Raw genomic sequence first — 26,699 nt, forward strand, 5'->3', positions numbered from 1 at the left:
CCGGAAACACGCGGACAGCAGAACGAGCCGGTGATCACTGCGATCGCCGGCTCGTTCTCATCGTTGTTCAAAAGACTTTTTACGCGGTCTCTATTTGTCTGCTTCGCCCTGCCTTTCCTGCGTGAAGAAAGGCCGGACGTCGTGATGCGGGGAGAGATGATCGTTTACTGCATTTCATCGTTATAGCCGAACATCCACGTCAGAACAAACGCGACGGCAATGGCCGTGATGTTGACGAGAATATAAATGAACAGCTCCATGATCGAGTGCGTGTAGAGGAGAACACCCGGTATTACCGTGATAGCCATACCGGTTGCCTGCAGGTTCGTAATGGCAGCGATAAAACCACCTGCTGCACCACCGACAAGCCCCATCAGGAACGGCTTCACGAAGCGCAGATTGACACCGAAAATGGCCGGCTCGGTAATTCCTAGGAACGCAGAAAGCGAAGAAGGCAGTGCCAGCGTACGCAGCTTTTTGTTCTTCGTCTTCAAACCGACAGCCAGTGCAGCACCACCCTGCGCCGCAATACCAGCTGTGATCAGCGGATTGAACGGGTTGAATCCATCAGCTGCAAGCAGCTGGATCTCAAACAGGTTGAAAATGTGATGCACGCCCGTGATGACGATAACCTGGTGAAGACCACCGACGAGCAGCCCGCTGATACCAAGCGGAAGATCCAGAACGAAATTCGCTCCGCCCATGATGCCGGCTTCGACAGCAGAGAAAATCGGCCCGACAACAAACAGTGCTGCTGTAATCATGATTAAGAGCGTCAGGAACGGCGTCAGAATCAGATCGAGTGCTTCTGGAATACGCTGGCGGAGCCACCGTTCCAGCTTCGCACCAAGGTACCCGGCAATAAAGGCAGGCAGTACTGAACCTTGATACCCAATTACCGGAATGAATCCGAAGAAGAGAATCGGATCGGCTGCGCCTTCCCCGACTTCATAGGCGTTCGGAAGAGCTGGATTGACGAGCATCAACCCGAGCACAATACCGATGACCGGACTTCCTCCGAACACCCGGAAGGCAGACCATGCAATCAGTGCCGGAAGAAACGCAAAGGCCGTATCCGTCAAGACTTCTGTAAACAGGAGGAAGTCATCCGGAATCGGAACGCCGAGCTCGACGAGAAGGCCCCGGAATCCCATGAACAAACCTGTTGCAACGAGGACCGGAATGATCGGAACGAAAATATCTCCGAACGTACGAAGCAGCCGCTGAATGGCGTTGCCCTGTTTCTTCGTTTCCTCTTTCTGTTCCGATTTGGTTGACTCTGATACACCGATGTTCACGAGCTGTTCATGGACACGGTTGACTGTGCCGGTACCGAAAATAATCTGGTACTGACCCGAGTTGTAGAAGGCCCCTTTTACTTTGCTGATCTCTTCGACGCGCTCCTGGTCAATCTTTTCTTTGTCTTTGACCATAAGCCGCAGTCTCGTGGCACAGTGGGCAGCGGAATCAATGTTCTCTTCCCCGCCGACAGCGTCGACGAGCTCTTTGGCAATATCCTGATATTCCTGCGACATCATCGATTCTCCTTTCATGGCATGCGGATGTGTGATCGATTCCACATAGAAAAAAACAAGTGTGCAGCCGGATGTTTGATCCGGCTCACGACGGACTGTAACGTTGTGTAATCGATTCCATTAACATCTTAAACTATCTCTGGATATAAGTCTATACGTCATCTGCGATTTTTCAATTTTTCTATGACCGGACCAGATCTCCCGCAGCAGAATATTGGCAGCGTTTTCTCCAGCTGTTTCATACTGGTAATCTACCGTCGTCAATGCGGGTGTCATGTACGCCGACATCTCGGTTGCCCCCATTCCCGCCGCAGCTACGTCATCCGGGATCTGGTATCGACGGCGGAAGATGTTCACGGCCCCCGCGGCAAGCCGGTCGGTGACAGCGAGGATACCCGTCGGAATATCGTCTCCCTCAAGCATCGCCTCTGCCGCTTTCTCGCCGGACTGGGAATCGAAATCAGCCGTCTGCATCCAGGTGGGGGCAATGATCTGTCCTGCAGCCTCCATCTTATCGAGATACGCCTGCTTGCGCATGACACCGACGGAATAGTCGGATTCCGGAACGCCGATAAAGCCGATTTTACGATAACCGGCACGCATAAAGCAGTCCATCAACGCAGACGCTGCCCCGTAGTCATCATAAAAGACCGAGGACACACCATGTATATCCTGCCCGACGGCAACGACAGGCACACGGAGCCGCTCGATCGTCTCCTGCAGCTTCTCACTTCGGTTTGTCGCCGACAGAATAATACCGTCCACCCGCCTGCTTTCGAGCAGCTCCAGCTGCCGGATTTCTTTTTCCATATCCAGGTTAGAGCTGGTCAAAAGCATTTGATACCCTTCTTCTTCCAGCACGTGATGCAGCCCATCAATGATTCTGCTTGTCGTTTCCGTATTGATCCGGGGAAGCACCACGCCGATGACGTTCGTACGCTGCAGACGAAGGGCTTTCGCCTGTTCACTCGGGCGGTATCCAGTAGACGATACCGCCTCCTGAATCGCTGCTGCAGCTTCCGAGCTGACATACCCTGACTGGTTCAAGTAACGGGAGACCGTCGTACGTGAAACGCCTGCTCTGGCAGCAATGTCGTTGATTGTTACCATCTGCGTATCACCTCCTGCCATATTTTATCACGTATCCGGTTCTACGCACATGAAAGACGTATATCTTTCCGTCTAATTTAGCCCGTACGTTGGATTATAGTCGCAAATGTACCAGCTTTACGTTATGATAGTACATATATCTTTATACCTAAATCTAAAGCATTGCTCTGGAGGGAACTATGAGTAAAAATGGCACAAGTACGAATAAAGTGAATACGATTCGACGAAAAATGACACTTCTGATCATCGGCGCTACCTTATTAAGTCTGCTGCTCGGAGCCCCTATCTCCTACATACAGTTCCTCGTTTTCGACAGCGGCGTTACAGAATTTCTCGGTGACGGCATTAACAGCATCCTTCAGACGTACTTTACGCTTATCATCAATACGCTGATCATCGTGCTGATCCTTTCCTACGGATTGAGACGGATGGTCATTCAGCCTGTCCAGGCCATGAACCAGACCATCCAGTCTATGCAGGAAGAGAACAGAATCCGCCTGGACCAGCGGGTGAAGATTGACAAAAAAGATGAAATCGGACAGCTCGGCGGAGCCTTCAACAAGCTGAATCATTCCCTGGAGGACGTGATCGGCACCGTACGCGAGTCGGCAGGCAGTGTCGCGGAAGCTTCAGAGCGGAATGCTGCCGCCGTTGAAGAGATCAACACCAGCTCTTCGGAAGTGTATCAGAGTGCCGAGATGATGCTGACGCAGGCAAAATCAGGTAATCAGGCGATTGAAGGAGTATCCCAGGCCCTCCTGGAGCTGTCTTCCCTCATCCAGATTGCAAAAGAAAAAGCTGGCGAATCGGAGAAGACCGCTGCTGCGACGCTGGAGGAAGCAGAAAACGGGCGAGCACAGATGAGTACGATCACCGACAGTATCCACCAGATGCGTGAGGAAGCCTCCGAAACGAAAACGTTCGTCTCGTCACTGGACGACTACTCCAAGCAGATTCATTCGATTGTCGATACGATCACCCAGATTTCTGAACAGACAAACCTGCTCGCCCTCAATGCAGCAATCGAAGCAGCCCGTGCGGGAGAATCCGGCAAAGGGTTCGCCGTCGTTGCAGATGAAGTCCGGAAACTTGCGGAACAGACATCCAACGAAGCAGAGCATGTGACTTCCATTATTAATGAAATCACGAAAACGACCACCCTCGCGGTGGAAGCGATGGAGAAAAACGATCATTCCGCCGCTGCCGGCGTAGAAAACATTGAGTTCGCCTCCCGTATATTCGATACGATCTTCGCCTCGGTGCAGCAGACAGCCACAGACATGAGTGACATCCGGGAGGTCACCGCGGAAGAAGTCGCCACATCAGATAAAATCATTTCCCTGATCGACCAGCTTGGCACGTTTGTGGAACAGACCGAAAAACAGGCGGAACACGTGTCTACAGCAGCGTCGGAAACGAACGAAACGTTGGAAACGATTGCTGTCGACACGGAGAAACTAACCCATTTGGCGGGAGATTTAACCACCTCGGTGAAAATTTTTGATACGAGATCGGCTTCCAGAACGAGCTGAACACCCCCGCCTTGATTCCGGAGCGTCTTTGGATCGGAACAGCGTGCGGCACCGTCTCCCTCGATAGCACGTAGACATTCTTACCACCTAACAAGAAAGGCAGGCTTCCAGCATGACAACGACCACATGGCAGCTGTTCAGCAGCGATACTACGGACAGCCGCATCGTCAACAAAGAAATCCGGGATCTTATCAAGCATTATATGGGCGAAGATGCCAGATTGTTTGATGTCGCTGCTGGTGAAGCAGTGCTGAACAGTGTGACGTATCCTCCAGATACGGCAGTGGCAAGCGTCGGTGTCCACATTCGCTTGACCCGCCAGGAAGGGAAACTGACGCTTCGCATCCGCGACCCGGGACCCGGCTTTGATTATAAACCACGACTGTGTGCATTAAAGCAAAGCAAAGAAGAAACCATCGTGGCCGGCCTGCATGAAGAAGGCGGTCGAGGCATTCTGCTCATGTATGAGTGCTCCGACCGACTGTTTTTCAATCGGGACGGGAACGACGTGCTTCTCGTAAAACACTGTCCTTCGGAAAACGACTGACCACCACTGCCGCTTTCCGGAAAGCCTGTACATTCCGGTATGTCCATATACAAGCAGTGAGGCTGGGACAAAAGCACAAAGCGCCTTTTGATCGGAACGGCGCGTACCGCAGGTTCTTTGAGGGAAGCATGGGTTCTTCCTGCTTCCCGAGCAGCCGGCTACGCCTTCAACCTGTATAAGAACGTATACACGCCCGTGATGCCAGAATAGAAAAAAGCCCTTACCATCTTTTGGTGAGGGCTTTCTGTATCAAAAGGATTGATCCTTCCAATGATAATCGCTTGCCTGACTCGAGGCCGACACCCATCGCGGATGAGAACCTTGATGCAGCCTCTTATCAGAGTACGGGAACGCTCTCAAGACCCGACCTCGGTGGACGCCTATCCTCCAGCCTGCACCTCAATCTGCTGCGTGAGCGAATGTTCATAAGGCTGCAGCAGCTCCTGATCTCCGGAGCGGGTCACTACATGGAAAGATGCCTCTGCCTCAATGGTATACTGTCCAGGTTCTGCATCTGCCACCTCGACACTCATGCCTTCCAGCTGGTCCCCTTCCTGCATCACCGTTTCCTGATCCGAGTCTTGTTCTTCTTCTTCTGTGTATACGGTTTCTCCCTCTGCATCGGTGATCGACACAATCGTCGCAATACCACCTTCATAGCGGACCGCAAAGTCATCTTCACCCACGTGCGTAACCAGCGGGGTTACGACGAGAGTATTCCCAGTAAAAACTGGATCCACCGTCAGCTCAGCCTGACCGAATTCATCCGGTTCCCCGCAGTTCTGCAGGGAAAAAAGGGAGAGCGCAATCCATAGCGTGTGCTTCCAATACGTCATGATCAGCAGCTCCTTTCAACACTTCTCCACTATTATACCCGCCCTGAAGCAGACTGGTAAAGTGTGTAAGGAGCAGCTTCATCATGTTTTACGAAAGCATCACCCGTTTATAGATAGAGGTCATGCTTTTTCTGCAGACATCGTCGTGTTCAGCCACATCGTTTCCATATAACGGGCCAGACCATCTTCATCGAACCGCGGGGCGGTGCCATCCGCCGCCTGCTTCACATCCACGGAGGCATTCTCCATGGCCGTTCCTATGCCCACGCCGCGGAGCATCTCGACATCGTTCGGTCCATCCCCGAAGGCCGCTGTCTGACTCCGCCGGAATCCGTAACACTGCATCATATACTGCACCGCAGTCCATTTCGATACTTGTTTCGGCACCAGCTCGAATCCATCTGTCCAGCGGATGAAATCACACCGGTACTTATACATCCGCTGGGGCAGGTGGATGAAGGCATCGGAGCGCAGGCTGTATTTGAGAATACGCGACGGACCATTCAGTACATCCGGACCGGCATACACCGGCGGCCGGCCGCCTTCCCTTGTCCACTCCCGTATCATGTCGTCTTCATGCAGGCAGCGCAGTCCTTCTTCTGCATGGATCACGAGGTTTCTCGGATTCGACTGTAACAGCTTCTCGTGCAGCATCTTGTCAGGCTGGATGGTCCGCATGATCAAAGGGTCGAGCGTCATTGGGTCATACACTGCTGCACCATTCAGGCAGATTAACGGTGTTTTCAATCCAAGTTCTGAATGGTAGGGAAGGGTAATATCCAGATGACGTCCTGTCGCAAGAAAGACGTACACCCCGCTGTCTACGAGCTGACGTACAGCCCGCTTTGCGGATGGACTGATGGTATTATTCTCCTGAAGCAGGGTGCCATCCATATCTAAAAATAGTGCTCGTATCTTCATCGTTCAGCCTCCTTTTTTCCTGTGTTCTATTCTCACTGTAGCAGGTATGTTTGATGAAAAAGTCAAGAAGAGGTAAATATTTTGTAGGGAGTTTGTGAAGACCGTGCACAGTCGGTCACACACGATGCCCGGATCCATCTACCTTTCTTTTCTCTTCTTTAATACTAGCCCTCTTCTTTTCTTCTCACAGCCAGATGCCGAAGCATCGAAAGGCCCAATGACGAAGTATTCTGGAAATGAAAAACATCACACTTCTTTCACAAAAAGAAATGCATGCCTGTAACAGAGAAAAAAAGAGATATGAACAGAATAAAGCGGATGATAGTCGCTTACATGCTGATTTGACTTGTATGTTTATTCTGTTACAATTCGATTGTTCTATACGGACGAGAGACTCACGGAGCCTCTCACTTCTTTTCTGCTTATTCCGCTCTGGGGACCGGACCGACGCCCGGGCCTGCCGGCGGTATGTTGGGGGAGAGATACTAATTTAACGAAAGAGGTGCAACGATTGACAACGTTGGAAAAAGTAAAAACGGAATGGTTTAGTAATGTGAAAGGGGATGTTCTTGCAGGTATTGTAGTGGCGCTTGCGCTCATTCCTGAGGCAATCGCCTTCTCGATCATTGCTGGAGTAGATCCGATGGTTGGTTTGTACGCAAGTTTTTGTATCTCCATTGTGATCGCCTTTATCGGCGGTCGACCTGGTATGATTTCCGGTGCTACGGGGGCGATGGCATTACTGATGGTCACGCTCGTTGCTGAGCACGGCCTGGAGTACCTGCTTGCCGCAACGATTCTGACAGGGGTGCTGCAGATATTATTCGGCGTATTCCGTCTGTCAGTTTTCATGAAGCTCGTACCCAGGTCGGTCATGATCGGCTTTGTTAACGCCCTGGCGATTTTGATCTTCACTTCGCAGCTCCAGCATTTTGTCGGTGAGACATGGGTGATGTATTCCCTCGTTGCGCTTACCTTGGCGATCATTTATATTCTGCCTCGTTTCACGAGAGCTATCCCATCGACGCTCGTCGCGATCGTCGTTGTGACGGCACTCGCTATTTTCATGAATTTCGGTGTGAGAACCGTAGGGGACATGGGCACACTGCCGAGTACACTTCCTATCTTCCTCATTCCTGACATTCCACTGAATCTGGACACGCTTGCGATTATTTTCCCTTATTCTCTCGCGCTGGCAGTCGTCGGTATTCTGGAATCTCTGCTGACTCAAAATATCGTAGACGACATGACCGATACCGAGAGTGATAAAAACAAAGAAAGCCGCGGTCAAGGCATCGCCAACGTAACGACCGGCTTCTTCGGCGGTATGGCCGGGTGTGCCATGATTGGACAGTCCGTCATTAACGTCAAGTCCGGGGCAACCGGCAGACTCTCCTCGCTGACAGCAGGTATTGTTCTGCTAGGCATGATTATCACGCTGCAGGGAGTCGTTGTACAAATACCAATGGCCGCTCTTGCCGGTATCATGATTATGGTCTCGATCGGTACGTTCGACTGGTCTTCGCTGATGAACATCCACCGGATTCCACGATCGGACGCTGCGGTTATGATTACCGTCGTTTCTGTCGTCGTGTACACGCACGACTTGTCGATCGGTGTTTTTGCCGGTATAATCATGAGTGCCCTCTTCTTTGCCTGGAAGATTTCCAAAGTGAAAGTCGAAGAGCACTTTGACATGAAAACCAATGCTATGACGTACGAAGTGCATGGACAGCTGTTCTTCGCTTCCGTGGAAGACTACCTCGATCAAATCAATTTTGATGCTGATGTGCAAAAAGTAACCATCGATTTGTCGAACGCCCACCTCTGGGATGATTCTGCAGTCGGTGCGATAGACAAGACGGAGCATAAGTTTGAGCAGCGCCATATAGAAGTTGCTATCACAGGAATGAATAAAGAGAGTACGAAACTCATGGATAAAATCGGCGGCTTGAGCAAAGCCTCCGGACATTAAGGAGTGCTGTATGTACAAAAATATTCTCCTCGCCATTGATGGATCAGATCACAGCTACCGGGCAACAGAAAAAGCGATTGCCCTTGCTGAGCTGACGCCGGATGCTGCAATCGAAATCCTTTACGTCGTTCCTGGTAATAAGTCTAAATCCGACGTCCTTCATTATGGAGATTCGGATAGTGCATCCAGAAAACGAACGAAGATGCTTCAGGAATACGAAAAAATGATAAAAGAAAAATCGATTCCGGTCGAAACAACCGTCCTTCATGGGAAAGACGGCATTGCGGAAGCCATCATTGCTCATGCCAACGAGGGAGGCTACGATACGCTCGTCCTCGGCAGCCGCGGCCTGAGCGCCGTCCAGACGATGGTTCTCGGCAGTGTCAGCCATAAAGTAATGAAGTATGTAAAAGCCCCTGTCATGATGGTCAAGTAACCATCGGCGTACCAACCCCACCGAACCTGAGTCGGCCGGGGTTGGTTTTTTTCTAAGTTGAAGCGCATGTTCAAAAGGAGGTTACTATGTTAGAGGATAATGGGGAACGCGTCATTCCTGAGAAAATGAAAGATGATAACGGCATGTGGCTCGAACACCTGGCACGCTATTACTTTGCTCTTCCTTTCGCAAAGGGCCGCGTGCTGGATATCGCCTGCGGCTCCGGCTATGGGACAAAACTGGTGGCAAAAGCTCGAAAGAAAGAAGGCGTTACGGCGATCGGAGCCGACATCGATGAGGATGCCCTTCAGTATGCCCGGGGGAAATATTATCACCCTCAGGTGGCGTACCAGTACGGCGATCTGCTGGATCCTGCCCTGCCGGAGACCTTGGGGACGTTTGATACCGTTTTGTCCTTTGAAACCATCGAACACGTGCCGGACGATCAGTTTGCTCTCGAGCAGCTGATGAAGCTGACTGCACCTGGCGGCACGCTGCTTCTCTCTACTCCTTTCGGTGCCGGCAGAGAGGCAGCTTCTCATTCTCCTTTTCATTATTTTCAAATGACGGAAGAAGAATTCCTCCACCTGTTCGATGCGACACATGATACTTGGGATTCTCTCCGCTTTTTTTATCAAAACGGAGTCAGTATTGTAAACGAGAAAATCCCCGGCTTCCGCTACCCGATCGGCATCGCTGCAGCCACCAAGAAAACATAACTCTTCTTTCTCTAAAGTACGCGCCCAGCGTCCCGGTGGAGACCGCCGCGGAGGTGATCAGCTTGCTTTGGTCCCCTGCTTAGCTTCCAGCCTCCTACTAACCCGCATGCCACGGGTTCCGCTTCGGCTTTCCTCGTGAACAAAAGCGCAAGGCGCCTTTTGGTCGGAATGGCGTGCATCGTCGCTGCAAGCTTTTTGAGAGAAGAAAACGTTTTGTTTCTTCCCGTGCAGCGCATGAAGCCGCCGTCCCCCCCTTAATGAAAACTTATACATTCATATACTTCGAAAAGAAGACGCTCCCCATTTGGGAGCGTCTCTTTTTTGATGGCCTGCGTCTCTTAAGCGATGCAGGATGTTGTTACTGAGCAAGGGTTGCAGGCAAAGGAGAATCATCTTTCCCCTGCTCTAAGGAGAGGAAGCAGGATAATCCACTCCCTCCTCTGGCTCCGCCTCATCTTCCCCTGGCTGTCTTCGGAAGAACAACGCGCGATCACGGTACAGGAACCAGCAGGAAAGAGCGAGCGCAAGAACGTCCGCAAGCGGGAATGCCAGCCAGACGCCCCACACGCCGATGAAAGGCGGAAGGATCAATACGAGCGGAATCAGGAATAACACCTGCCGGGCCATCGAAAGCACCAGGGCCGGTTTGGCCTTGCCGAGCGCTTGATACAGTCCCCCGCTGATGACTTGAATGCCGATGACAAACGCAACGGCAAAAATAATTCTCATCGCATCCGTGCCGGCATCAATGACCGCCGGATCCGATGTGAAGACCCGCATCAGCCAGGAAGGGAAAATCATGCAGAGAAGGAAGACGCCTGTAGAAAACACCGTAACGACTTTCAATCCGAGTTTGATCGTTTCGCGCATGCGCGCATACTGACCGGAGCCGTAGTTGTAGCCGACGATCGGCTGCATCCCCTGGAGAATCCCCATCATCGGCATCAATGTAATCATCGCCACGCGCTGGACGATCCCGAACACCCCGACATAGAATTCGCCCCCGTACTGGACCAGCATCGCATTAATGGCGACCATCATGACACTTCCGGATACCTGCCGTACAAAGGCAGGCATCCCGATGGTGAACACTTCCTTGACGATACGCCACTCCGGCATCATCTCAGACAGCCGGATGAACAGCGAACTCCTCCCGGCCAGGAAGTAGTAGAGCACAATAAAGGACACAGAGGCCTGGGAAATGACCGTCGCGATCGACGCTCCCTGCACGCCCATGTCCAGCCAGACAATGAAGACCGGGTCGAGCAGAATATTCATCACGGATGGGATAATCATCGTCATCATCGCAAACCGGGCATTTCCTTCGGAGCGGATGATCGCATTCGTCGTAAACGAAAAGGTGAAAAAGAGCGTTGCCATCGTGATTGGAAAAATATACGAATGAGCGAGGGTGAGAATGCTCTCCTGCGCACCAAAAATGCGCAGTGCCGGTTCAAGCAGCGTGAATGACGCAGCAATCCCGAGCATGCTGAAGACAAGCACCATCGTGATAATGTTGCTGAATACGCGGTTCGCTTCCTGCTGACGCTGTTCCCCGAGCCGGCGGGAAATGACCGAAGCACCCCCCATGCCAAGCGCTGCCGCAAGGGCCATCATGATAATCATGATGGGAAAAGCAAGGGTAACCGCCGCTACACCATCGATGCCGACAAAGATAGAAATAAATATGGTATCCACGACATTATACAGAGACATGACGAGCATCCCGATGATAGCAGGAATCGACAACCGCCGCAGCAGCTTCGGAATCGGTTCGTCCCCCAGTCTGCTGCTTTGTTCTTTCTGCGTCATCGGCCTACCCCTCCTTCAGCTTCTGCTGCATTCGCTGAAGCGCAGACAGCAGCTGCTTTCTTTCTGCATCGTCCAGTCCATCTGTCAAATGCTCCTCCAGCTGCTCGGTTTCTCTCCAGAGCGCGGCCTCTTTCGCACTTCCTTCCCCAGTCAATCGTACCCAGCTGCTTCGTCGATCCTTTTTTCCTGCCTGTTTGATAATAAGTTCCCGCTTCTCTAGAGAAGCAGTCAGCCCGTTCATCGTGGAAGCCTGGATATGCAGCCTTTCCTGCAGCTGCTTCTGCGTCTGTTCCCCGTAGCGCTGCAGCAGGAAAAGCACTCTCAGCTGCGCATTCGTCAATCCGTGCGCAGCCAGTGTTTTATTAACATGGTTTTCCATCAGGTGGGCAGTCATGCCGAGCTGTGCCCCGATTCGGTCATCCAGCGTACGTTCCTCCATGATTATGTCACTCCGTCCTTATTACTTCGCTCCCTAATATTACGCCAATCGAAATATATCGTCAATAGGTTCCTGGTGGTACTTCGCCCCTTCTTTCTTTACACTGAAGAAAAGGAGGCATTTGGATGACCATTATTGTTGCACAGAATATTGATGATTCGTGGAAAAAGACATTGCAGGAAGCAGCCCCGGACCACCGCATTATTACAGGACGGGACCAGGAACACTGGGAGAAAGAGATTCATGAAGCGGAGGTGATTGCCGGTTGGAAGCCGCAGATGGAAGCACTGCTTCCCGAGGATGCCCCTCTTCAGTGGATTCAGACATGGAGTGCCGGGGTCGATCACCTGCCGCTCGACCGGTATGAAGCGAAAGGGTGGATGGTAACCAGCGCCAATGGTGTGCATGCTTATCCCATTTCCGAAACCATTTTCATGTTTCTTCTCGGCTGGACGAGAAAACTCGGCAGCTACGTCCGCCAACAGCAGCTGCAGCAGTGGCATCATGCCGGCCTGAACGATGAACTGCACGGAAAAACGATGATGCTGTTCGGTCTTGGAGCCGTAGGAGAAGAAACGGCCCGGATCGGCGATGCCTTCCGCATGAACGTGATTGGTGTCCGCCGCAGCGGAAAATCCTCCCCCTACGCGTCTGAAGTGTTGACGCTGCAGGAAGCGGCTGAACGAATAGCGGAAGCAGACGTTGTCGTCAACACCCTCCCTCTCACGAACGAGACCATGGATTGGTTCGATAAGAACACGTTCGAACGGATGAAGGCGGATGCTTTTTTTGTCAATATTGGCCGCGGAAGCACCGTCGTGGAAAAGGATTTGATCGAAGCACTCGAAGCAGGGACCATTGCCGGCGCAGGCCTTGATGTGTTTGAACAGGAGCCGCTGCCCGAAGATCATCCGTTCTGGCAGATGGAACAGGTGATGATGACTCCTCACACTGCCGGCTCCACCCGTTACTATCACGACCGGGTGCTGGAACAGATCTTTCTGCCGAACTTGAAAAGCTGGCTCGAGAACAAAGAACCCGGGATCAACCGGGTTTCCTTTGACGCCGGCTATTAAAACGAAGGCTGATGACATCAAAGTAAGCGTGAAAGAATACGTACCGAAATAAGGCGCTGTGCCTGCCGCGCCGGGCTTCCCGCAGGGCTTGTCTTCACGTCCTTCTTCCCCTCTCCCGGGGAAGAAGGGATTTTCAGACGGCGCGGATCCTCTCGGAGTCGTCGCCCTGTATGAGAACGCATACACTCTTATACCTATAAAAAGAGTGGCCCTCTCAGAGAGCCACTCTTTCTATATGAACCGGTCTCGCTTCCCCTTTGACGCGCTGCAGAGACGGTTTTCTTTATTTCATCTCCTGCAGGTACTGTTCAATATCGACATTGAAGTTCGCAGCAAGCCGCTTGCCGAGTTCTTCGCAGCCCCGGTAGAAGTTGCAGATCATCAGAAGCAGAGTCTGTTCGTGAATCCCGTCCATGTTGTTTGTCAGGTTTTTCACGAGTGCGTCCTGTTCTTCTTTCGTGAAATTGTCCCAGACTCTCTGCAGCTGCAGAAATTCCGCCGTTTTCTCAATCGGCTGTCGTCCGGCCTGCCCACCGACCGGATAGCGGAAGTCCTCCTCATCTACTTCGGCCGGATGGTCTTCGTAGCCGTTCGGCTCGTAGTTGATACGGTCTGTCTGCTGGTTGACGGGCATGGCACCGTCCCGCTGATTGTTATCTACTTTCGCGAAAGGGCAGTTGATCGGGAGCTGCAGATAATTGGTGCCGATCCGGTAGCGCTGCGTATCCGAATAGGAGAACAGTCGCCCCTGCAGCATTTTATCCTCAGACGGTTCAATGCCCGGCACGAGAACGCCGGGGTTGAACCCGACAGATTCCGTTTCTGCAAAGACGTTGTCGACGTTTTGATGCAGTGTCATCGTGCCGACGTGATGATAAGGGAAGTCCTCCTCAAACCAGTCCTTCGTTGCATCGAGCGGGTTGAAGTCGAACTCATCCAAGTCTTCCGGCTGCAGAAACTGCACGTAGAGATCCCATTCCGGATAATTGCCTTCTTCAATGGCCTGGTAGGTATCCACCGTTGCATGGTTGAAATCTTTCCCCTGCATCTCGGCAGCTTCTTCCTCCGACAAGTTCTGAATGCCCTCTTTCGGCACCCAGCGCATTTTTACGTACACGTAATTGCCGTGAGCGTTCACCCATTTGAACGCATGCACGCTCGATCCACGGATCGTGCGGTAGCTTCTCGGGATTCCTTCATCGGAAAACAAATGCATGAGCATGTTCGTCGATTCCGGCGAATGCGCCATGAAATCAAACAGGCGGTCCGGGTCCTGAATGTTGGTCCGCGGATCCGGCTTCAGGGAATGAATCACATCCGGGAATTTGATGGTATCTCTAATAAAGAAGACTGGGAGATTGTTGCCGACAAAATCATAGTTGCCCTCTTCCGTATAGAACTTGACTGAAAAGCCGCGCGGATCCCGCAGAGTTTCAGGTGAATGATGCCCGTGGATTACCGTCGAGAAACGGGCAAAAACCGGGGTTTCCCGTCCTTCCTCCTGGAGAAAATGGGCTTTCGTGTACCGCTTCATGCTTTTTGCGGTTTTGAAAGTTCCGTGTGCGCCGAATCCTCGGGCGTGCACCACGCGCTCCGGTACTTTTTCGCGGTCGAAATGAGCCAGTTTTTCGAGCATCTGATAGTCTTCGAGCAGCATTGGTCCGTTTTGACCGGCTGTCCGGGAGTTCTGATTGTCATGAATCGGCACACCTTGATTGGTCGTCAGCTTCCTTTTCATCTATGTACCTCCTTTTAGTAAGGACAGTTTTTCCTGATACTGCCTTTACCACTATTGATAACCATTCTTATCTATATGTAAACCTGTTTTCACCAGATCTTCATTTTTGGTTTCCTGCCTGCTCTGCTATACTGATACTTGGCGGAAGAAACCACAGCGTTACGCGCGGTTGTCCGGAACGGCGCATGTATGGAAGCAGAGCAGACGCCGCCGTCCGAGTTCCATAAGAACGATTGTTTTTCACTCTGTTAAAAAGCGAGGTAATACGATGTCCTACAGTAAACTGCTGCTCGTCAGCGCCGCTGTTTTCGGTCTGGTCGGTACCGTGATGGGCGGTCATATGGCAGGTGCGGGCTCTCCCGCGCTCCGTCCGATCCACGCCCATATTCTCGTCGCCGGCTGGCTCTCCCTCTTTGCCTGGTCCATCTTTTATAAAGTGTATCAGCCTCCCCGTTCCATCATGACGGCGGTGCAAGTCTGGACCGGGCTGATTGGTACCATCGGCCTCTGTGCCGGGATGTACTTTTTCTTTCTTGAGCCGTTCCCGACGCCGGAACTGTTCAACCTTTTGTTTTACATCATCAGCGGTACGGTGTTGATCGTCAGCTATCTGCTTTTTGTTATTATTACCATCAAAACGCCATCAGAAGACCACGTCGGCTGACCAAAAACGCGGAGCGTCTTTTGATCGGAACGGCGCGTACTACGCGCTTTTCGAGGGAAAACAGGGTTCTTCCTTCTTCCCGCACAGCCGACATAGACGGCGCCATTCTGCAGCAGGAGCCGGTAATACAAAAGCCCCTCACCACAATCCTGGTGAGGGGCTTTTGTTATGAAGCAGATGGTCCTGCCGGGTCATTCGCCATTCTCCAGCGCCTTTACCGCCTGCTTGACGGATCCGTACGTCTGCAGCGAGGACAGATTGATATCGAGTCCGCGTGTTGCCATCGCAATCCGCGGGGTAATTCCCGTGATGATCATGCGGATACCCTTCAGCCGGAGCAGGTCTCCCAGCTGAAAAATGCCGAGGGTCGCCGCCTCGTTGATGTCCTTAAAACCGGATAAATCGACAATCAACGTATCGATTTCATCCTTTTCCAGTTCCGGCAGAATACGCTCAATGATCAGGTTGACCCGCTTCTCGTCAATGGTGCCAATGACCGGGAGAACGGAGACACCGTCTTTGATCGGAACGACCGGCGAGGACAGCAGTTCGATTTCTTTGTTGTACTGATCAATCTGGGCCTGCTGATACTTGAAGGCTGTAATATCTTTTTGGATGCCGACAAAGTAGTACTGCTCCTCCCGCTCCAGATAAATCGGATCAATATGAAGCAGGTTCCAGAACGGCGTACCATCTTTTTTGTAGTTTAGAATCTCCACGGAGACGGCTTCCTTCTTTCTTACCGCTTCCCGGATGTGATCGATCGTTTTCGGATCTGTCTCCCTGCCCTGCAGAAAACGGCAGTTGCGTCCGATCAGCTCTTCGGTTTCATATCCTGTCAGGCTCGTAAAGCCTTGATTGGCATAAATAATCGGGTTGTCTTCCTGTTCTGGATCACTGATGATAAACACCAGCTGTGTTTTTTCCAGCACGCGGTTTTTCAACGCCTGAAGGTCCGTTACCACGTCATCGCTCCTTTCCACTTTCACGACTGCTACCCATATTGTATCGGACCATCAGTGGAATGAAAAGCCAAATCCCCTCATACCGTGAAGAGATCCGCGATAACAAGGGTGCAGGCGCCGATGAGCGAGGCATCTCTGCCCAGTGCTCCGGGCTGCACGGAAATGTTCACCGCGGGTCCGCTCAGCAGCTGACGTTCCAGCCGGCTGCGCAGGGCGGGCAGAAAATAGTCCGAAGCACCTGCCATGCCTCCGCCGAGGAGAACAAGCGGGGGATTGAGAAGATGGATCACGTTCACGAGCCCGATGCCGAGCGTATCTCCGATTTCCTCCCAGCGGCGGATACTCGCTGCGCTCCCATCCCGTGCCGACTCATACAAGCCTTCTGCATCAGCTGCCTCCGCGCCTTCCAGATGAAGCTGCCTGCGGACCGCCCCTCCGGAAACGAAGGCCTGCAGACATCCACGTCCGCCGCAGCTGCAGACCGGTCCGTCTTTGGCGATGACGACATGCCCAGCCTCTCCAGCAAGGTGATCCGCGCCGTGATACAGCTCACCTTGATAAATAAAGCCGCCTCCGATGCCTTCCCCCAGATTCAAACAGAAGAAGCTCTCCGCTGTTCTTCCTGCGCCGAACCAGTGCTCCCCCAGAGCCATCGCTTTTGCATCATTTTCGATAAAGACGGGCATCGCCAGTGCCTCTTCCAATCGTTTCCTTACGGGCATACGGCGGAAACCGAAGGAAGGAGCATGCACCGCCTCCCCATTTTCTGCGTTCACAATGCCGTGCATCGCGACGCCGACCCCGATCACTTTCGTGCGCACTTCCGGGGAAGCAGCTAAAAAGTGCTCGATCGTCTCCTTAAGAAAGGCCATAAACTGCTCTTCGGACAACGAGGGGGGCAGTTCCGATACTTGTTGCTTCAGCAGCCGGCCGTGCATATCAGCGGCTGCTGTCCGTACTTTTTTGACACCGACATCGACGCCGATGATCCGTCTCGAATGCGGATGAACCGTGAGGAGTATCGGTTTTCTCCCTCCCTTGGAATCCCCCGCCCGGCTTTCTTCCACCAGTTCCTCCTGAAGCAGCTCCTGCACGAGATTCGTGACCGTCGGCGGAGTCAGCCCGGTCTGTTTGGCAATATCGGCCCGCGAAATGCCGTCATGACGCCGGATGACCTGAAGCACTCGAGTGCGGTTTTCGGATTTCATGCGTTGAAAGCTGTCTCGTTTCATCCGGCTGTCCTCCTACAGGGTTTCAACAAACTGCTGGAACGCAGCTTTTCCCTCATCGTTCCGTTTAAATACACCTGCATGGTGCAGAATGTCATGAAACACCTGCCCCGTTTCCTCCCGCAGAATCTCCATGACATTGTCTGCATGCAGGCCGGGATGCTGTTCCAGAATCCGACCTGCCCAGGGAGCGTGCTTTTCGGCTTCGGTTCCTTCCAGCACTTCCAGGCTGCCTGAGATGAGAGCCTCCGCGGTCATTTCCAGCTCCCGCTTCAAACGTCCCGGCAGGACAGCAAGTCCCATGACTTCAATCAGCCCGATGTTTTCCTTCTTGATGTGATGGACGTGCTCATGCGGATGGAAGATGCCCGCTGGATGCTGCTCGGACGTCCGGTTGTTCCGCAGGACAAGATCCAGTTCGTACGCGTCCCCTCTCCGTCGGGCGATCGGGGTGATCGTATGGTGAGGCGTTCCATCTGTCTCTGCATACACATCCACGTCCGGCGCACTGAATTGTTTCCATTCGGCCAGAACATGGGCCGCGGCCTGCACGAGCGGCTGTTTACGCTGGCTCCGGAGCCGGAGCACGCTCATCGGCCAGACGAGACGGGCCGCCGTCACATCCGGGAAAGCACGCAGCGAATGCGTCCCCTCTTCTGCAGCACGGGCCATTGGGAATTCATAACGTCCGGCCTGGTAGTGGTCGTGGCTCAGAATCGATCCGCCTACAATCGGCAGGTCTGCATTGGACCCGATGAAGTAATGAGGATAGTCGTGTACGAAGTCGACGAGCCGCTGGAACGACGCTTCGGTAATCTTCATGGGGTCGTGCGTATTTTTCAGTACGATCGCATGCTCATGGTAGTAGACATACGGGGAGAACTGCAGCTGCCATCCTTCCTCATTCAGCTGTACCGGTATCGTCCGGAGGTTCTGCCTTGCGGGATGGTCGAGGCGGCCGGCGTACCCGACATTTTCTCGGCAGAGCAGGCAGAGCGGATAGGACGGCCCTGCATTGGCCTTGGCCGCTTCGATTTCTTTCGGATCTTTCTCCGGTTTGGACAGGTTGATCGTCATATCCAGATCACCATACGAAGTCGCCGTTTTCCACGTCTCGTTTTTCGCGATCCGGTCCCGGCGGATGTAGTGAATATCCTGGTTCCATTCATAAAACCAGGCTGTCGCCGCCTCGATCCCTTGCTTCTCCTGCACCTCCCGGAAGCGGCTGATCGTATTCGACGGCCGCTCGGCAAAGACGCTCATCAGCTTTGTATCAAGCAGATCGCGTTCCGTGGTGGTCCCGCCGATGATGCCTTCCGCTGCCGCCCAGTCCAGAATATCTTCCAGGATCGATGCCGCAGACCTCCCCGATGGAGCACCCGGGAGTTCCAGTGATTCCGCCAGTCCCAGTACATCGAGCAGCTGATTTTTACAATAGATGTCATCTTCTGCCGAAATCAGCTGTTTTCCCCGGGCATAGGCCGTCAGTTCATTCAGGTAACGATCAATCATCCTTGTGCCCCCTTTTCCTGATAACCGCCGGGATAACGTTCGTGCCACTCCCATGCATCCCGGATGATGTCTTCGAGACGATGGTGCTGCGGCTGCCATCCGAGCACGTCGGCTGCTTTCTTCGACGAGGCGACCAGCACAGCCGGATCGCCGGCGCGGCGCGGCGCTTTTTCCTTAGGGATGCTGCGGCCGGTGACCATCTCTGCCGTATCGATGACCTGCTTGACGCTGAAGCCGCTGCCGTTCCCGAGGTTGAAGTAGTCCGGCGTACCGCCGCCGCGCAGATAGTCGAGCGCCTTCGTATGAGCTTGAATCAGGTCCTGCACGTGAATATAGTCGCGGACGCACGTCCCGTCTTCTGTCGGGTAGTCCTCTCCGAAAATCTTGATGCTGTCGCGCTTTCCCTGGGCTGCCTGCAGTACGATAGGAATCAGGTGGGTTTCCGGCTGATGATCCTCTCCGATATCCTTCGTCTGATGCGCACCAGCCACATTGAAGTAACGCAGCACGACATAGCGCAGGTCGTGCGCTTCTGCTGTCCAATGCATCATCTTCTCGATCGCGAGTTTTGTTTCCCCGTACGGGTTGCCTGGTGCTGTCGCCATCTCTTCGGTAATCGGCACGTGTTCCGGTTCGCCGTAAACGGCAGCTGTCGAGGAAAAGACGAGCTGTTCCACTCCGTATTCCTGCATCTTCTGCAGAAGGCAGAGCGCCCCGTAGACGTTGTTATTGTAATAGTCCAGCGGCTTCTCCATACTCACCCCGACGAGGGAATCTGCAGCGAAATGCATCACAGCATCCACGCTGTGGTTTTGGAAAATCCGGTCAAGGACATTCCCGTCCCGGAGGTCTCCTTGATAAAAAACAGCACCCTCGAGTACCGCCCCTGCATGACCCGTCTGCAGGTTATCCAGAACGATGACCTCCTCTCCCTGCTCCAGCAGTGCTGCGGTCCCGTGCGATCCGATATAACCGGCTCCTCCACATACTAATACGGCCATGTTGACCACCTCTCCTCTGCTTATTTGATGCGTTTTGCACCGTCTCCAATACCGACAATATAAAAATCCGGTTTGATTCCTGATGCTTTTTGATAAGCTGCTGCGATGGCATCGAGCGTGTCATCGAGGCCTTTCTTTTCTACGAGGCTGACCGTACACCCGCCAAAGCCGGCACCGGTCATTCTCGAACCGATCACTCCTTCCTGGGCCCAGGCGGCCTCGGCCAGTGCGTCGAGATGTTCCCCTGTCACTTCATAATCATCCCGGAGCGACACATGCGATGCGTTCATCAGCTGGCCGAATCCTTCCAAGTCTCCTCGGCTCAGCAGCTTTTGTGCTTCGATCGTCCGGGCATTCTCCGTCACGGCATGCCTGGCGCGCCGCAGCTGGGTGTCATCGGACAGCTGTTTTTCTGCTTCTTCCCATTCTTCGAGCGTCAACTCACAGAGATGCTGAATGTCTTTTGTCTTCTGTATTTCCTGGAGCGCCTGCTCGCACTCCTCTCTCCGTTCATTATACTTGGAATCTGCCAGCCCCCGCCGTTTGTTCGTGTTGGCGATAACGAGTTTTTTCTCACGAAGTTCGACAGGGGCATAGCTGTAATCCAGGGTGGCGCAGTCCAGCAGCATCGCCGCATCCCGCCTGCCCATCCCAATAGCAAACTGATCCATGATGCCGCAGTTCACCCCGATGAACTCGTTCTCTGCCTTCTGGGCCAGCCGGACGAGCTCCAGCATGTCGATATCAAGGCCATGGAGGTCTTTCCACGCTGCTCCCGTAACGAGCTCAATAGAAGCTGAGGAAGAGAGGCCCGCTCCGTTTGGAATATTGCCATGAACAAACGCATCAAATCCGTGTGCTCCTCCCCATCCTGCCTCAGCGAGCACGGCCAGCATGCCTTTCGGGTAGTTAGCCCAGTCATCGGCTGTGTCATAGACGAGACGATCGAGATCCACTATCACCGTTCCCCGATCCGGGAAATTGTCCGAATAGAGACGAATCTGCCGGTCTTCCCTCGGTCGAACCGCCATGTAGGTACCGACGGTCAGCGCACATGGAAACACATAGCCTCCATTGTAATCTGTATGTTCCCCGATCAGGTTCACCCGGCCCGGTGCAAAGTAAACCGCCTCCGGCTTCATTCCGTAATGAGCTTCAAATCCTTTTGATGTATGTTCTTCCATAATGAGCCCTCCCTGCGTCGTTGGCGTTGCAGTGACTTTCTTAATTAATTTATTTAATTAAGTACATTGTAACGAATCACCACCGTTTTGAAAAGGGGGTTCTTGCATCTAAAGGATTGCGGTCCCCTGCAGATTCAACGACCGGCGGCAGGATAAAAGCCCGCCACGCCGGCAATAACCGTATCGATGCCGCAGGAAAACTAGAAGCTCCTTTCAGCAGCAGACAGGGAAGTCAGCTGAATTTGATTGTTTGTGATTGATTTTGAAAAAATATGATTGACTTTGCGTTGTTTTGACGTTATGATAGCGTTAACATCGAAAGAAGGTGACTGAATATGCTTACTTTTGAACGACAGGAAGCCATTCTCCAGCTGCTCGAACTCCAGAAAGTAGCAAAGCTTTCCGAATTGACGCAGGCAACCGGCGCTTCAGAGTCAACGATCCGCCGGGATTTAAGCGAACTCGAAAAACAGAAAAAGATCAAACGCATACACGGCGGCGCCTCGCTTCCTACTCGTAAAACGGACGAACCTTCCCTCCAGGATAAAGAGTTCTCTTTTACGGAAGCCAAACAGGCAATCGGCAGACTGGCAGCAGGACTGATTAAAGATGGCGATTCGATTTTCGTCGATGCCGGATCATCAACCGCTGCGATCCTTCCATGGATTCAGGCACGTCGGATCACGATTGTGACGAACGGGCTGAATATAGCAGCCGCTGCTGCGGACAATGACTTTACAACCTATGTCCTCGGTGGGTACGTCAAAAGCGGAACGAGAGCCTTTATCGGCCGCGCTGCGGTGGAAGCCCTGGAGCAGTACCGCTTTGATAAAGCCTTTCTCGGCACGAACGGAGTGGACGCCGATTTCGGCTACTCTACACCGGATCCGGAGGAAGCAAGCATCAAACAGCTCGCCCTTCGTCAAGCACAGGAAGGGTACGTCCTCGCAGATGCATCCAAGCTGGACCAGACGTCTTTCAGTCATATTGCCCGGCTCGAGGAAGCCGTGCTGCTGACGGAAATGTCCGCTGAACACGAAAGCCTGCTTCACCGCATGCGGGACTATACGATCGTAAAGGCGGTGGAGCTATGATCTGGACCCTGACATTGAATCCTTCCATTGATCACTTCACAGAATTGGAAGATCTTCAGCCGGGGACGACCAACCGCGCGCAGCGACAGCGGTATCTGCCAGGCGGCAAAGGCATTAACGTCTCTACGGTGCTCAAAAACGCGGGCATCCCCGTGAGAACAATCGTCTGTCTCGGCGGTTTCACCGGTGACTATATCCAGAGCTATCTGGAGAACGAAGGCTATCAGCCGGTCGTTATCCCCCTCGATGATACGACGAGGATCAACATGAAAATTCACGCAGCAGAAGAAACGGAAGTTAATGGAGCAGCTCCGGCCTTTACAGAAGCCGACGCCGCAGCTGTATTAAACACTGTGGAACAAATCCCAGCAGGCGATGTCCTGGTTTTATCCGGAAGTCTACCGGATACGCTTTCCACCGATTTCTATGCAGGCATCATTGCGAGAGCGCGGAACAAAGGGATCCAGACGGTGCTTGATACGAGTGGCGAAGCCCTCCGCAAAGGCATGGAAGCCGGTCCTTATTTGATCAAGCCGAATGAAGAGGAACTGGCAGCTATATATGGCGAGTCGATCGATGGCATGACCGAAGCTGTCCGGCTTGCCCAGCGAGCGGCTGCAGACGGCGCTTCCCACGTCCTGCTTTCCAGAGGAGGCGATCCTTCCGTTTTCACTGACGGCAGCAGCACCTGGACTGCTGTTCCTCCCGAAGGCACCGTCGTGAACACCGTCGGAGCCGGGGATTCCACGGCTGCAGGATTCCTTGCAGCATCAGCGGCAGGTCTTCCACCGGAAGAAGCGTTTCTGTCAGGCATTGCCTACGGCTCCGCTACCGCCTTCACCGAAGGGTTCGGCAGTCCGGAAGCCGCGGCTGCTATTCAAAAAAACCTGATTATGACGAAATTAGAGGAGGAAATAGGATGAAAATAACGGAACTGCTCAAAAAAGACCTGATGATCCTCGATCTGCAGGGCCGCAGTAAGCCAGACGTCATCCGCGAGCTTTCCGGCTCGCTGGACCAGGCCGGACTGCTCCGCAGCAAAGAGGAATTTATCGAAGCGATTGAACACCGCGAATCACAGAGTTCCACTGGTATTGGAGAAGGGGTGGCGATCCCTCATGCGAAAACCGCCGCGGTGCTGGAGCCGGCGATTGTATTCGGACGATCCGTAGAAGGCGTCGAGTACGAGGCGCTGGACGGCGCGCCGAGCCATTTGTTCTTCATGATCGCAGCCAGTGAAGGCGCCAATGAAACACACCTTCAGGCCCTCTCGCGGCTGTCGACGCTGTTGATGGATGAAGATTTCCGTCAGACATTATTGCAAGCGCATTCGACAGATGAAGTCATTGACGCGGTGAACGCGAAAGAGAAAGAAAAGCTGGCAGAAGAGGATGCCCCGCAGGAAGCTGCGGAACAATCCGGCACAGAGGATCGGCCTTTCTTCATCGCTGTTACCGGATGTCCTACAGGGATCGCACACACGTATATGGCCGCAGACGGTTTGAAAGACGCCGCCAAAGAATTAGGTTATGAAATAAAGGTGGAGACGAACGGATCGGACGGCGTGAAAAACCGCCTGAGCAATGACGATATTGCCCGGGCAGATGCTGTCATTATCGCAGCCGATACGAAGATTGAAACAGACCGTTTCTCCGGCAAGCCAATGCTCCAGGAGCCGGTCACAGCCGGGATCCGCCGGCCGAAGGAACTGCTCAAGCACGCAGCTGCCGGCAAAGCACCTGTTCATCAGGGGAGCGGGCAGGCGGCTTCTTCTGAGGGCGGTGCATCGAAAAAAGGCAGCGGTTTCTATAAGCACTTGATGAGCGGTGTTTCCAACATGCTTCCTTTCGTTGTCGGTGGTGGTATTCTTATCGCCCTCTCGTTCTTCTTTGAAGATCCAGTTAACGAAGAAATCACACCATTCGGAGCCATTCTCTCGTCCATTGGTGGAGATGCGTTCTTCTTCCTGGTACCGATCCTCGCCGGCTTTATCGCCTACAGCATCGCGGACCGTCCTGGTTTCGCAGCTGGTGCTGTCGGCGGCTTAATGGCCCATAACGGCGACGCTGGTTTCCTTGGCGGCATCATTGCCGGTTTCCTTGCAGGTTATCTCGTCCTGCTCATTCGGAAAGCCTTCTCGTTCATGCCTTCATCTCTGGAAGGAATCAAAACGATTTTGGTACTTCCTCTGTTCGGTATCTTTACAACCGGGTTCATTATGTACTTTCTCGTCGTACCGCTCGCAGCGGTTCAAACCGGTCTCGTCGACTGGCTCGGCGGCATGAGTGCCGGAAACATCGTCTTCCTCGGCATTCTGCTCGGCGCGATGATGGCGGTGGATATGGGTGGACCGATCAATAAATCCGCCTTTACGTTCGGTATTGCGATGATTGAGGCAGGCAACTTCGGACCGCACGCTGCCATCATGGCCGGCGGTATGGTACCACCACTAGGTATTGCACTGGCGACGACGTTCTTCAAGCGCAAATTCACGAAGGAAGAACAGGATTCCGGACGCACCAACTATGTGCTCGGTGCCTCCTTTATCACGGAAGGAGCGATTCCGTTCGCTGCAGCCGATCCGGCCCGGGTCATCCCGGCGATCATCGCAGGTTCTGCCGTTGCCGGCGGGCTCTCCATGATCTTCGGTGCAGCAACAGAGGCCCCTCACGGCGGCGCTTTCGTCATCCTTCTCGTGGAGAACTGGCCCCTGTATATCGTTGCCATTCTCGCCGGCGCTGCCGTCACTGCTCTGCTGCTGGCCGTATTGAAGAAAGACATCAAACCAGTTACTTCCTAATCAGCAAAAACGTACAGCAGAACAAAAGCGCGGAGCGCCTTTTGATCGGAACGGCGTGCGGAAGCGCTGCAAGCCTTTTGAGGGAAGAAGACGTTTTTGTTTCTTCCCGCGCAGCGCATGAAGCCGCCGTCTCCCTGTATGCGAACTTATGCTTTCTTATACTTGAACAAGCCGACGCGCTTCCACCTCCCCGGTGTGAAGCGCGTTTTTTGATTGGACATACCTGCTGCTGAACCATTTTGCACAGACTCCTGTCCGTTCTTTGCCCGCCGTCATCAATTTGAACAGCTTCTCGTTTTAGAGCGGGAAGGTGCTGCCTCACGCTGACGACTGCTCCTGCCTTGGTGAGCTTGATAGATAGGGTACGGTTGTAAACCGTTCAAGCTAAAAAGGAGCAAAAGTCTACTCTGCTTCGCTGAACGTTCTTTTTTGAACATAAATAAACACGCGCTTCTGTCCTGATGACTGGAAGCGCGTGTTTTCGATTTTAGCCGGATCCACCTATTAGGCCTGCAGCATTTTCTCCAGATGCTTCGCTGTCGGCGTCAGGTTCAGGAAGAAGAATGCTTCCCGCAGCCTGCGGCCATCCGGACTGGCCTGCAGATAAGCTGGCCCTCCGGTGTGCATCATAGCTGCATTTACAGCATCCAGGGTTAAATACACCGCTTTACGTCTAACCTCGAGCATGCCTTTCCAGGTGACGCCCTGATCCAGCTGCTGTGTGAAGTCGGCAGTCACCTGATCCAGTCGTTCCTGCAGATCTTCCGGCTGCACCGGAAGCAGCTGATTGGCGCCATGCTGCCGGCTGCGGCATTTGTTCATGGAAGCAATGGCAGCTTCCGTTACGCCGAGACCGAGCGGAACTTGATACGTCACAAAGTACGGGCGAATCGCCGGCACGAAGGTATCGGCATCTTCGGAGAGAATTTCCTCATCTGGTACGAACACGTCCTGCAAGCGGCAGGCGTATGTCGCACTCCCATTCAGGCCGAGGTAGGCGGTTTTTTCTTTCAACGACACCCCTTCTGCGTCACAGGATACAAATGCCATGATCCGCTGGTCATCTCCCGCTGCCGCAATCGCACCGAACCAGTGTCCTTTCCCTAGGTTGGACACCGCCGGCAGAGCACCATTCAGCACGTAGCCTCCACTCACCCGCTCTGCATTCAAGTGAAGCTTCTCCAGTCCAGCGTAATATTTCATCGGATTCGACAGCCCTGTCGCTCCGAGCAGTTCCCCGTTCTCCAGGGCTGGCAGAAAACGCGCCCGCAGTGCTTCGTTCTCGGTATGGCGGACGTACGTAAGTGCTGCCAGGTGGCACCAAAGGTTGAATCCGGTCGTCATGCAGTTGGCAGAAACGGCATGCACTACCTGCACTTCACGGGCAGCGGCTTCTCCGACGGTCAGTCCTTCCGAGGAAAGCCACCCATCGCGGCCGAGCTGAAGCAGAAATGATTCTGCATAGTATGCTTCTTCATCCACTTTTCGTACGAGCGGCTTCAGTTCCTGCTGCAGCAGTTCATCCAGTGTTCTCTCCTGTTGTAAAGTCTGCATAACCCGGATCCTCCCTTTTT

General features: G+C 53.3%; 23 protein-coding genes. 10 read left to right on the forward strand and 13 right to left on the reverse strand.

Translation table 11 applies throughout. From position 1 onward, the window contains the following. Positions 1 to 164: 164 nt before the first annotated feature. Both G477_RS0110525 and G477_RS0110530 read right to left on the reverse strand, forming a co-directional pair. Complete coding sequence (locus tag G477_RS0110525) at positions 165 to 1,535, reverse strand: sucrose-specific PTS transporter subunit IIBC (RefSeq protein WP_026697914.1); 1,371 nt, start codon at positions 1,533 to 1,535, stop codon at positions 165 to 167. 120 nt (positions 1,536 to 1,655) lie between these two features. Continuing rightward, on the reverse strand, positions 1,656 to 2,645 hold the full coding sequence (locus G477_RS0110530; protein WP_026697915.1) for a LacI family DNA-binding transcriptional regulator: 990 nt from the start codon (positions 2,643 to 2,645) through the stop codon (positions 1,656 to 1,658). Positions 2,646 to 2,824: 179 nt separating this feature from the next. Between G477_RS0110530 and G477_RS0110535 the strand changes: the two genes are divergently transcribed. Together G477_RS0110535 and G477_RS0110540 are read left to right on the forward strand one after the other, a co-directional pair. Further along, positions 2,825 to 4,177, forward strand: coding sequence for a methyl-accepting chemotaxis protein (locus G477_RS0110535; RefSeq protein WP_026697916.1), 1,353 nt, complete (start codon positions 2,825 to 2,827; stop codon positions 4,175 to 4,177). Between the two features lie 112 nt (positions 4,178 to 4,289). After that, positions 4,290 to 4,724, forward strand: a complete 435-nt coding sequence (locus G477_RS0110540) for an ATP-binding protein (RefSeq protein WP_026697917.1) — start codon at positions 4,290 to 4,292, stop codon at positions 4,722 to 4,724. 380 nt (positions 4,725 to 5,104) lie between these two features. Here the strand turns inward: G477_RS0110540 and G477_RS0110545 are convergent, their stop codons facing one another. Beyond that, positions 5,105 to 5,560, reverse strand: coding sequence for a hypothetical protein (locus G477_RS0110545; RefSeq protein WP_026697918.1), 456 nt, complete (start codon positions 5,558 to 5,560; stop codon positions 5,105 to 5,107). Positions 5,561 to 5,680: 120 nt separating this feature from the next. Next, the gene (locus tag G477_RS0110550; RefSeq protein ID WP_026697919.1) at positions 5,681 to 6,481 is read right to left on the reverse strand and encodes an HAD family hydrolase; all 801 of its coding nucleotides are present in this window, start codon (positions 6,479 to 6,481) and stop codon (positions 5,681 to 5,683) included. A gap of 511 nt (positions 6,482 to 6,992) precedes the next feature. On the opposite strand from G477_RS0110550, the gene G477_RS0110555 reads away from it, so the two are divergent. The 3 genes from G477_RS0110555 to G477_RS0110565 all read left to right on the forward strand — a co-directional run bounded on the left by G477_RS0110555 (position 6,993) and on the right by G477_RS0110565 (position 9,611). Beyond that, complete coding sequence (locus G477_RS0110555; protein ID WP_026697920.1) at positions 6,993 to 8,456, forward strand: SulP family inorganic anion transporter; 1,464 nt, start codon at positions 6,993 to 6,995, stop codon at positions 8,454 to 8,456. Positions 8,457 to 8,466: 10 nt separating this feature from the next. Next, positions 8,467 to 8,892, forward strand: a complete 426-nt coding sequence (locus G477_RS0110560) for a universal stress protein (protein WP_026697921.1) — start codon at positions 8,467 to 8,469, stop codon at positions 8,890 to 8,892. Positions 8,893 to 8,978: 86 nt separating this feature from the next. Then, positions 8,979 to 9,611, forward strand: a complete 633-nt coding sequence (locus G477_RS0110565; RefSeq protein ID WP_026697922.1) for a class I SAM-dependent methyltransferase — start codon at positions 8,979 to 8,981, stop codon at positions 9,609 to 9,611. Between the two features lie 405 nt (positions 9,612 to 10,016). Here the strand turns inward: G477_RS0110565 and G477_RS0110575 are convergent, their stop codons facing one another. Together G477_RS0110575 and G477_RS0110580 are read right to left on the reverse strand one after the other, a co-directional pair. Further along, complete coding sequence (locus tag G477_RS0110575) at positions 10,017 to 11,423, reverse strand: MATE family efflux transporter (RefSeq protein WP_026697924.1); 1,407 nt, start codon at positions 11,421 to 11,423, stop codon at positions 10,017 to 10,019. A gap of 4 nt (positions 11,424 to 11,427) precedes the next feature. Next, a complete protein-coding gene (locus G477_RS0110580; RefSeq protein ID WP_026697925.1) occupies positions 11,428 to 11,862 on the reverse strand; it encodes a MarR family winged helix-turn-helix transcriptional regulator in 435 nt (144 codons plus the stop codon). A gap of 125 nt (positions 11,863 to 11,987) precedes the next feature. Here G477_RS0110580 and G477_RS0110585 point away from each other — a divergent pair, with 125 nt between their 5' ends. Then, positions 11,988 to 12,938: a D-2-hydroxyacid dehydrogenase gene (locus G477_RS0110585; RefSeq protein WP_026697926.1), complete on the forward strand. Its 951-nt coding sequence runs from the start codon at positions 11,988 to 11,990 to the stop codon at positions 12,936 to 12,938. A gap of 283 nt (positions 12,939 to 13,221) precedes the next feature. On the opposite strand, the gene G477_RS0110590 is transcribed toward G477_RS0110585, so the two are convergent. Next, on the reverse strand, positions 13,222 to 14,676 hold the full coding sequence (locus G477_RS0110590) for a catalase (RefSeq protein WP_026697927.1): 1,455 nt from the start codon (positions 14,674 to 14,676) through the stop codon (positions 13,222 to 13,224). A gap of 268 nt (positions 14,677 to 14,944) precedes the next feature. Between G477_RS0110590 and G477_RS0110595 the strand changes: the two genes are divergently transcribed. Further along, positions 14,945 to 15,340 carry a hypothetical protein gene (locus tag G477_RS0110595; protein WP_026697928.1) on the forward strand — a complete coding sequence of 132 codons (396 nt, stop codon included), beginning with the start codon at positions 14,945 to 14,947 and terminating at the stop codon, positions 15,338 to 15,340. 191 nt (positions 15,341 to 15,531) lie between these two features. Here G477_RS0110595 and ytvA read toward each other — a convergent pair whose 3' ends face one another. The 5 genes from ytvA to G477_RS0110620 all read right to left on the reverse strand — a co-directional run bounded on the left by ytvA (position 15,532) and on the right by G477_RS0110620 (position 21,231). Continuing rightward, positions 15,532 to 16,305: a YtvA family blue-light photoreceptor gene (ytvA, locus tag G477_RS0110600; protein ID WP_026697929.1), complete on the reverse strand. Its 774-nt coding sequence runs from the start codon at positions 16,303 to 16,305 to the stop codon at positions 15,532 to 15,534. Positions 16,306 to 16,382: 77 nt separating this feature from the next. Further along, entirely contained in the window at positions 16,383 to 17,537 is a 1,155-nt protein-coding gene (locus G477_RS0110605) for an ROK family transcriptional regulator (RefSeq protein ID WP_026697930.1), read from the reverse strand. Positions 17,538 to 17,549: 12 nt separating this feature from the next. Continuing rightward, on the reverse strand, positions 17,550 to 19,046 hold the full coding sequence (locus G477_RS0110610) for a UDP-glucose--hexose-1-phosphate uridylyltransferase (protein WP_035211820.1): 1,497 nt from the start codon (positions 19,044 to 19,046) through the stop codon (positions 17,550 to 17,552). Then, the gene (gene galE / locus G477_RS0110615; protein WP_026697932.1) at positions 19,043 to 20,047 is read right to left on the reverse strand and encodes a UDP-glucose 4-epimerase GalE; all 1,005 of its coding nucleotides are present in this window, start codon (positions 20,045 to 20,047) and stop codon (positions 19,043 to 19,045) included. The genes G477_RS0110610 and galE overlap by 4 nt, the downstream gene beginning before the upstream one ends. 20 nt (positions 20,048 to 20,067) lie before the next feature. Then, on the reverse strand, positions 20,068 to 21,231 hold the full coding sequence (locus G477_RS0110620; RefSeq protein ID WP_026697933.1) for a galactokinase: 1,164 nt from the start codon (positions 21,229 to 21,231) through the stop codon (positions 20,068 to 20,070). Between the two features lie 335 nt (positions 21,232 to 21,566). On the opposite strand from G477_RS0110620, the gene G477_RS0110625 reads away from it, so the two are divergent. Genes G477_RS0110625 through G477_RS0110635 form a run of 3 tightly spaced genes read left to right on the forward strand, consistent with a single transcriptional unit; the run spans position 21,567 to position 25,125 of the window. Further along, positions 21,567 to 22,325 carry a DeoR/GlpR family DNA-binding transcription regulator gene (locus G477_RS0110625; RefSeq protein ID WP_035211822.1) on the forward strand — a complete coding sequence of 253 codons (759 nt, stop codon included), beginning with the start codon at positions 21,567 to 21,569 and terminating at the stop codon, positions 22,323 to 22,325. Beyond that, a complete protein-coding gene (gene pfkB / locus G477_RS0110630) occupies positions 22,322 to 23,248 on the forward strand; it encodes a 1-phosphofructokinase (RefSeq protein WP_026697935.1) in 927 nt (308 codons plus the stop codon). The genes G477_RS0110625 and pfkB overlap by 4 nt, the downstream gene beginning before the upstream one ends. Beyond that, on the forward strand, positions 23,245 to 25,125 hold the full coding sequence (locus tag G477_RS0110635; protein WP_026697936.1) for a PTS fructose transporter subunit IIABC: 1,881 nt from the start codon (positions 23,245 to 23,247) through the stop codon (positions 25,123 to 25,125). Before pfkB ends, G477_RS0110635 begins: the two co-directional genes overlap by 4 nt. 504 nt (positions 25,126 to 25,629) lie before the next feature. On the opposite strand, the gene G477_RS0110640 is transcribed toward G477_RS0110635, so the two are convergent. Beyond that, positions 25,630 to 26,679 (reverse strand): acyl-CoA dehydrogenase family protein, encoded by a 1,050-nt coding sequence (locus G477_RS0110640; RefSeq protein ID WP_035211824.1) that lies wholly within the window; start codon positions 26,677 to 26,679, stop codon positions 25,630 to 25,632. Positions 26,680 to 26,699 lie beyond the last annotated feature (20 nt).

This window comes from Alkalicoccus chagannorensis DSM 18086 (genome assembly GCF_000429725.1).
Classification (GTDB): Bacteria; Bacillota; Bacilli; order Bacillales; family Salisediminibacteriaceae; genus Alkalicoccus; species Alkalicoccus chagannorensis.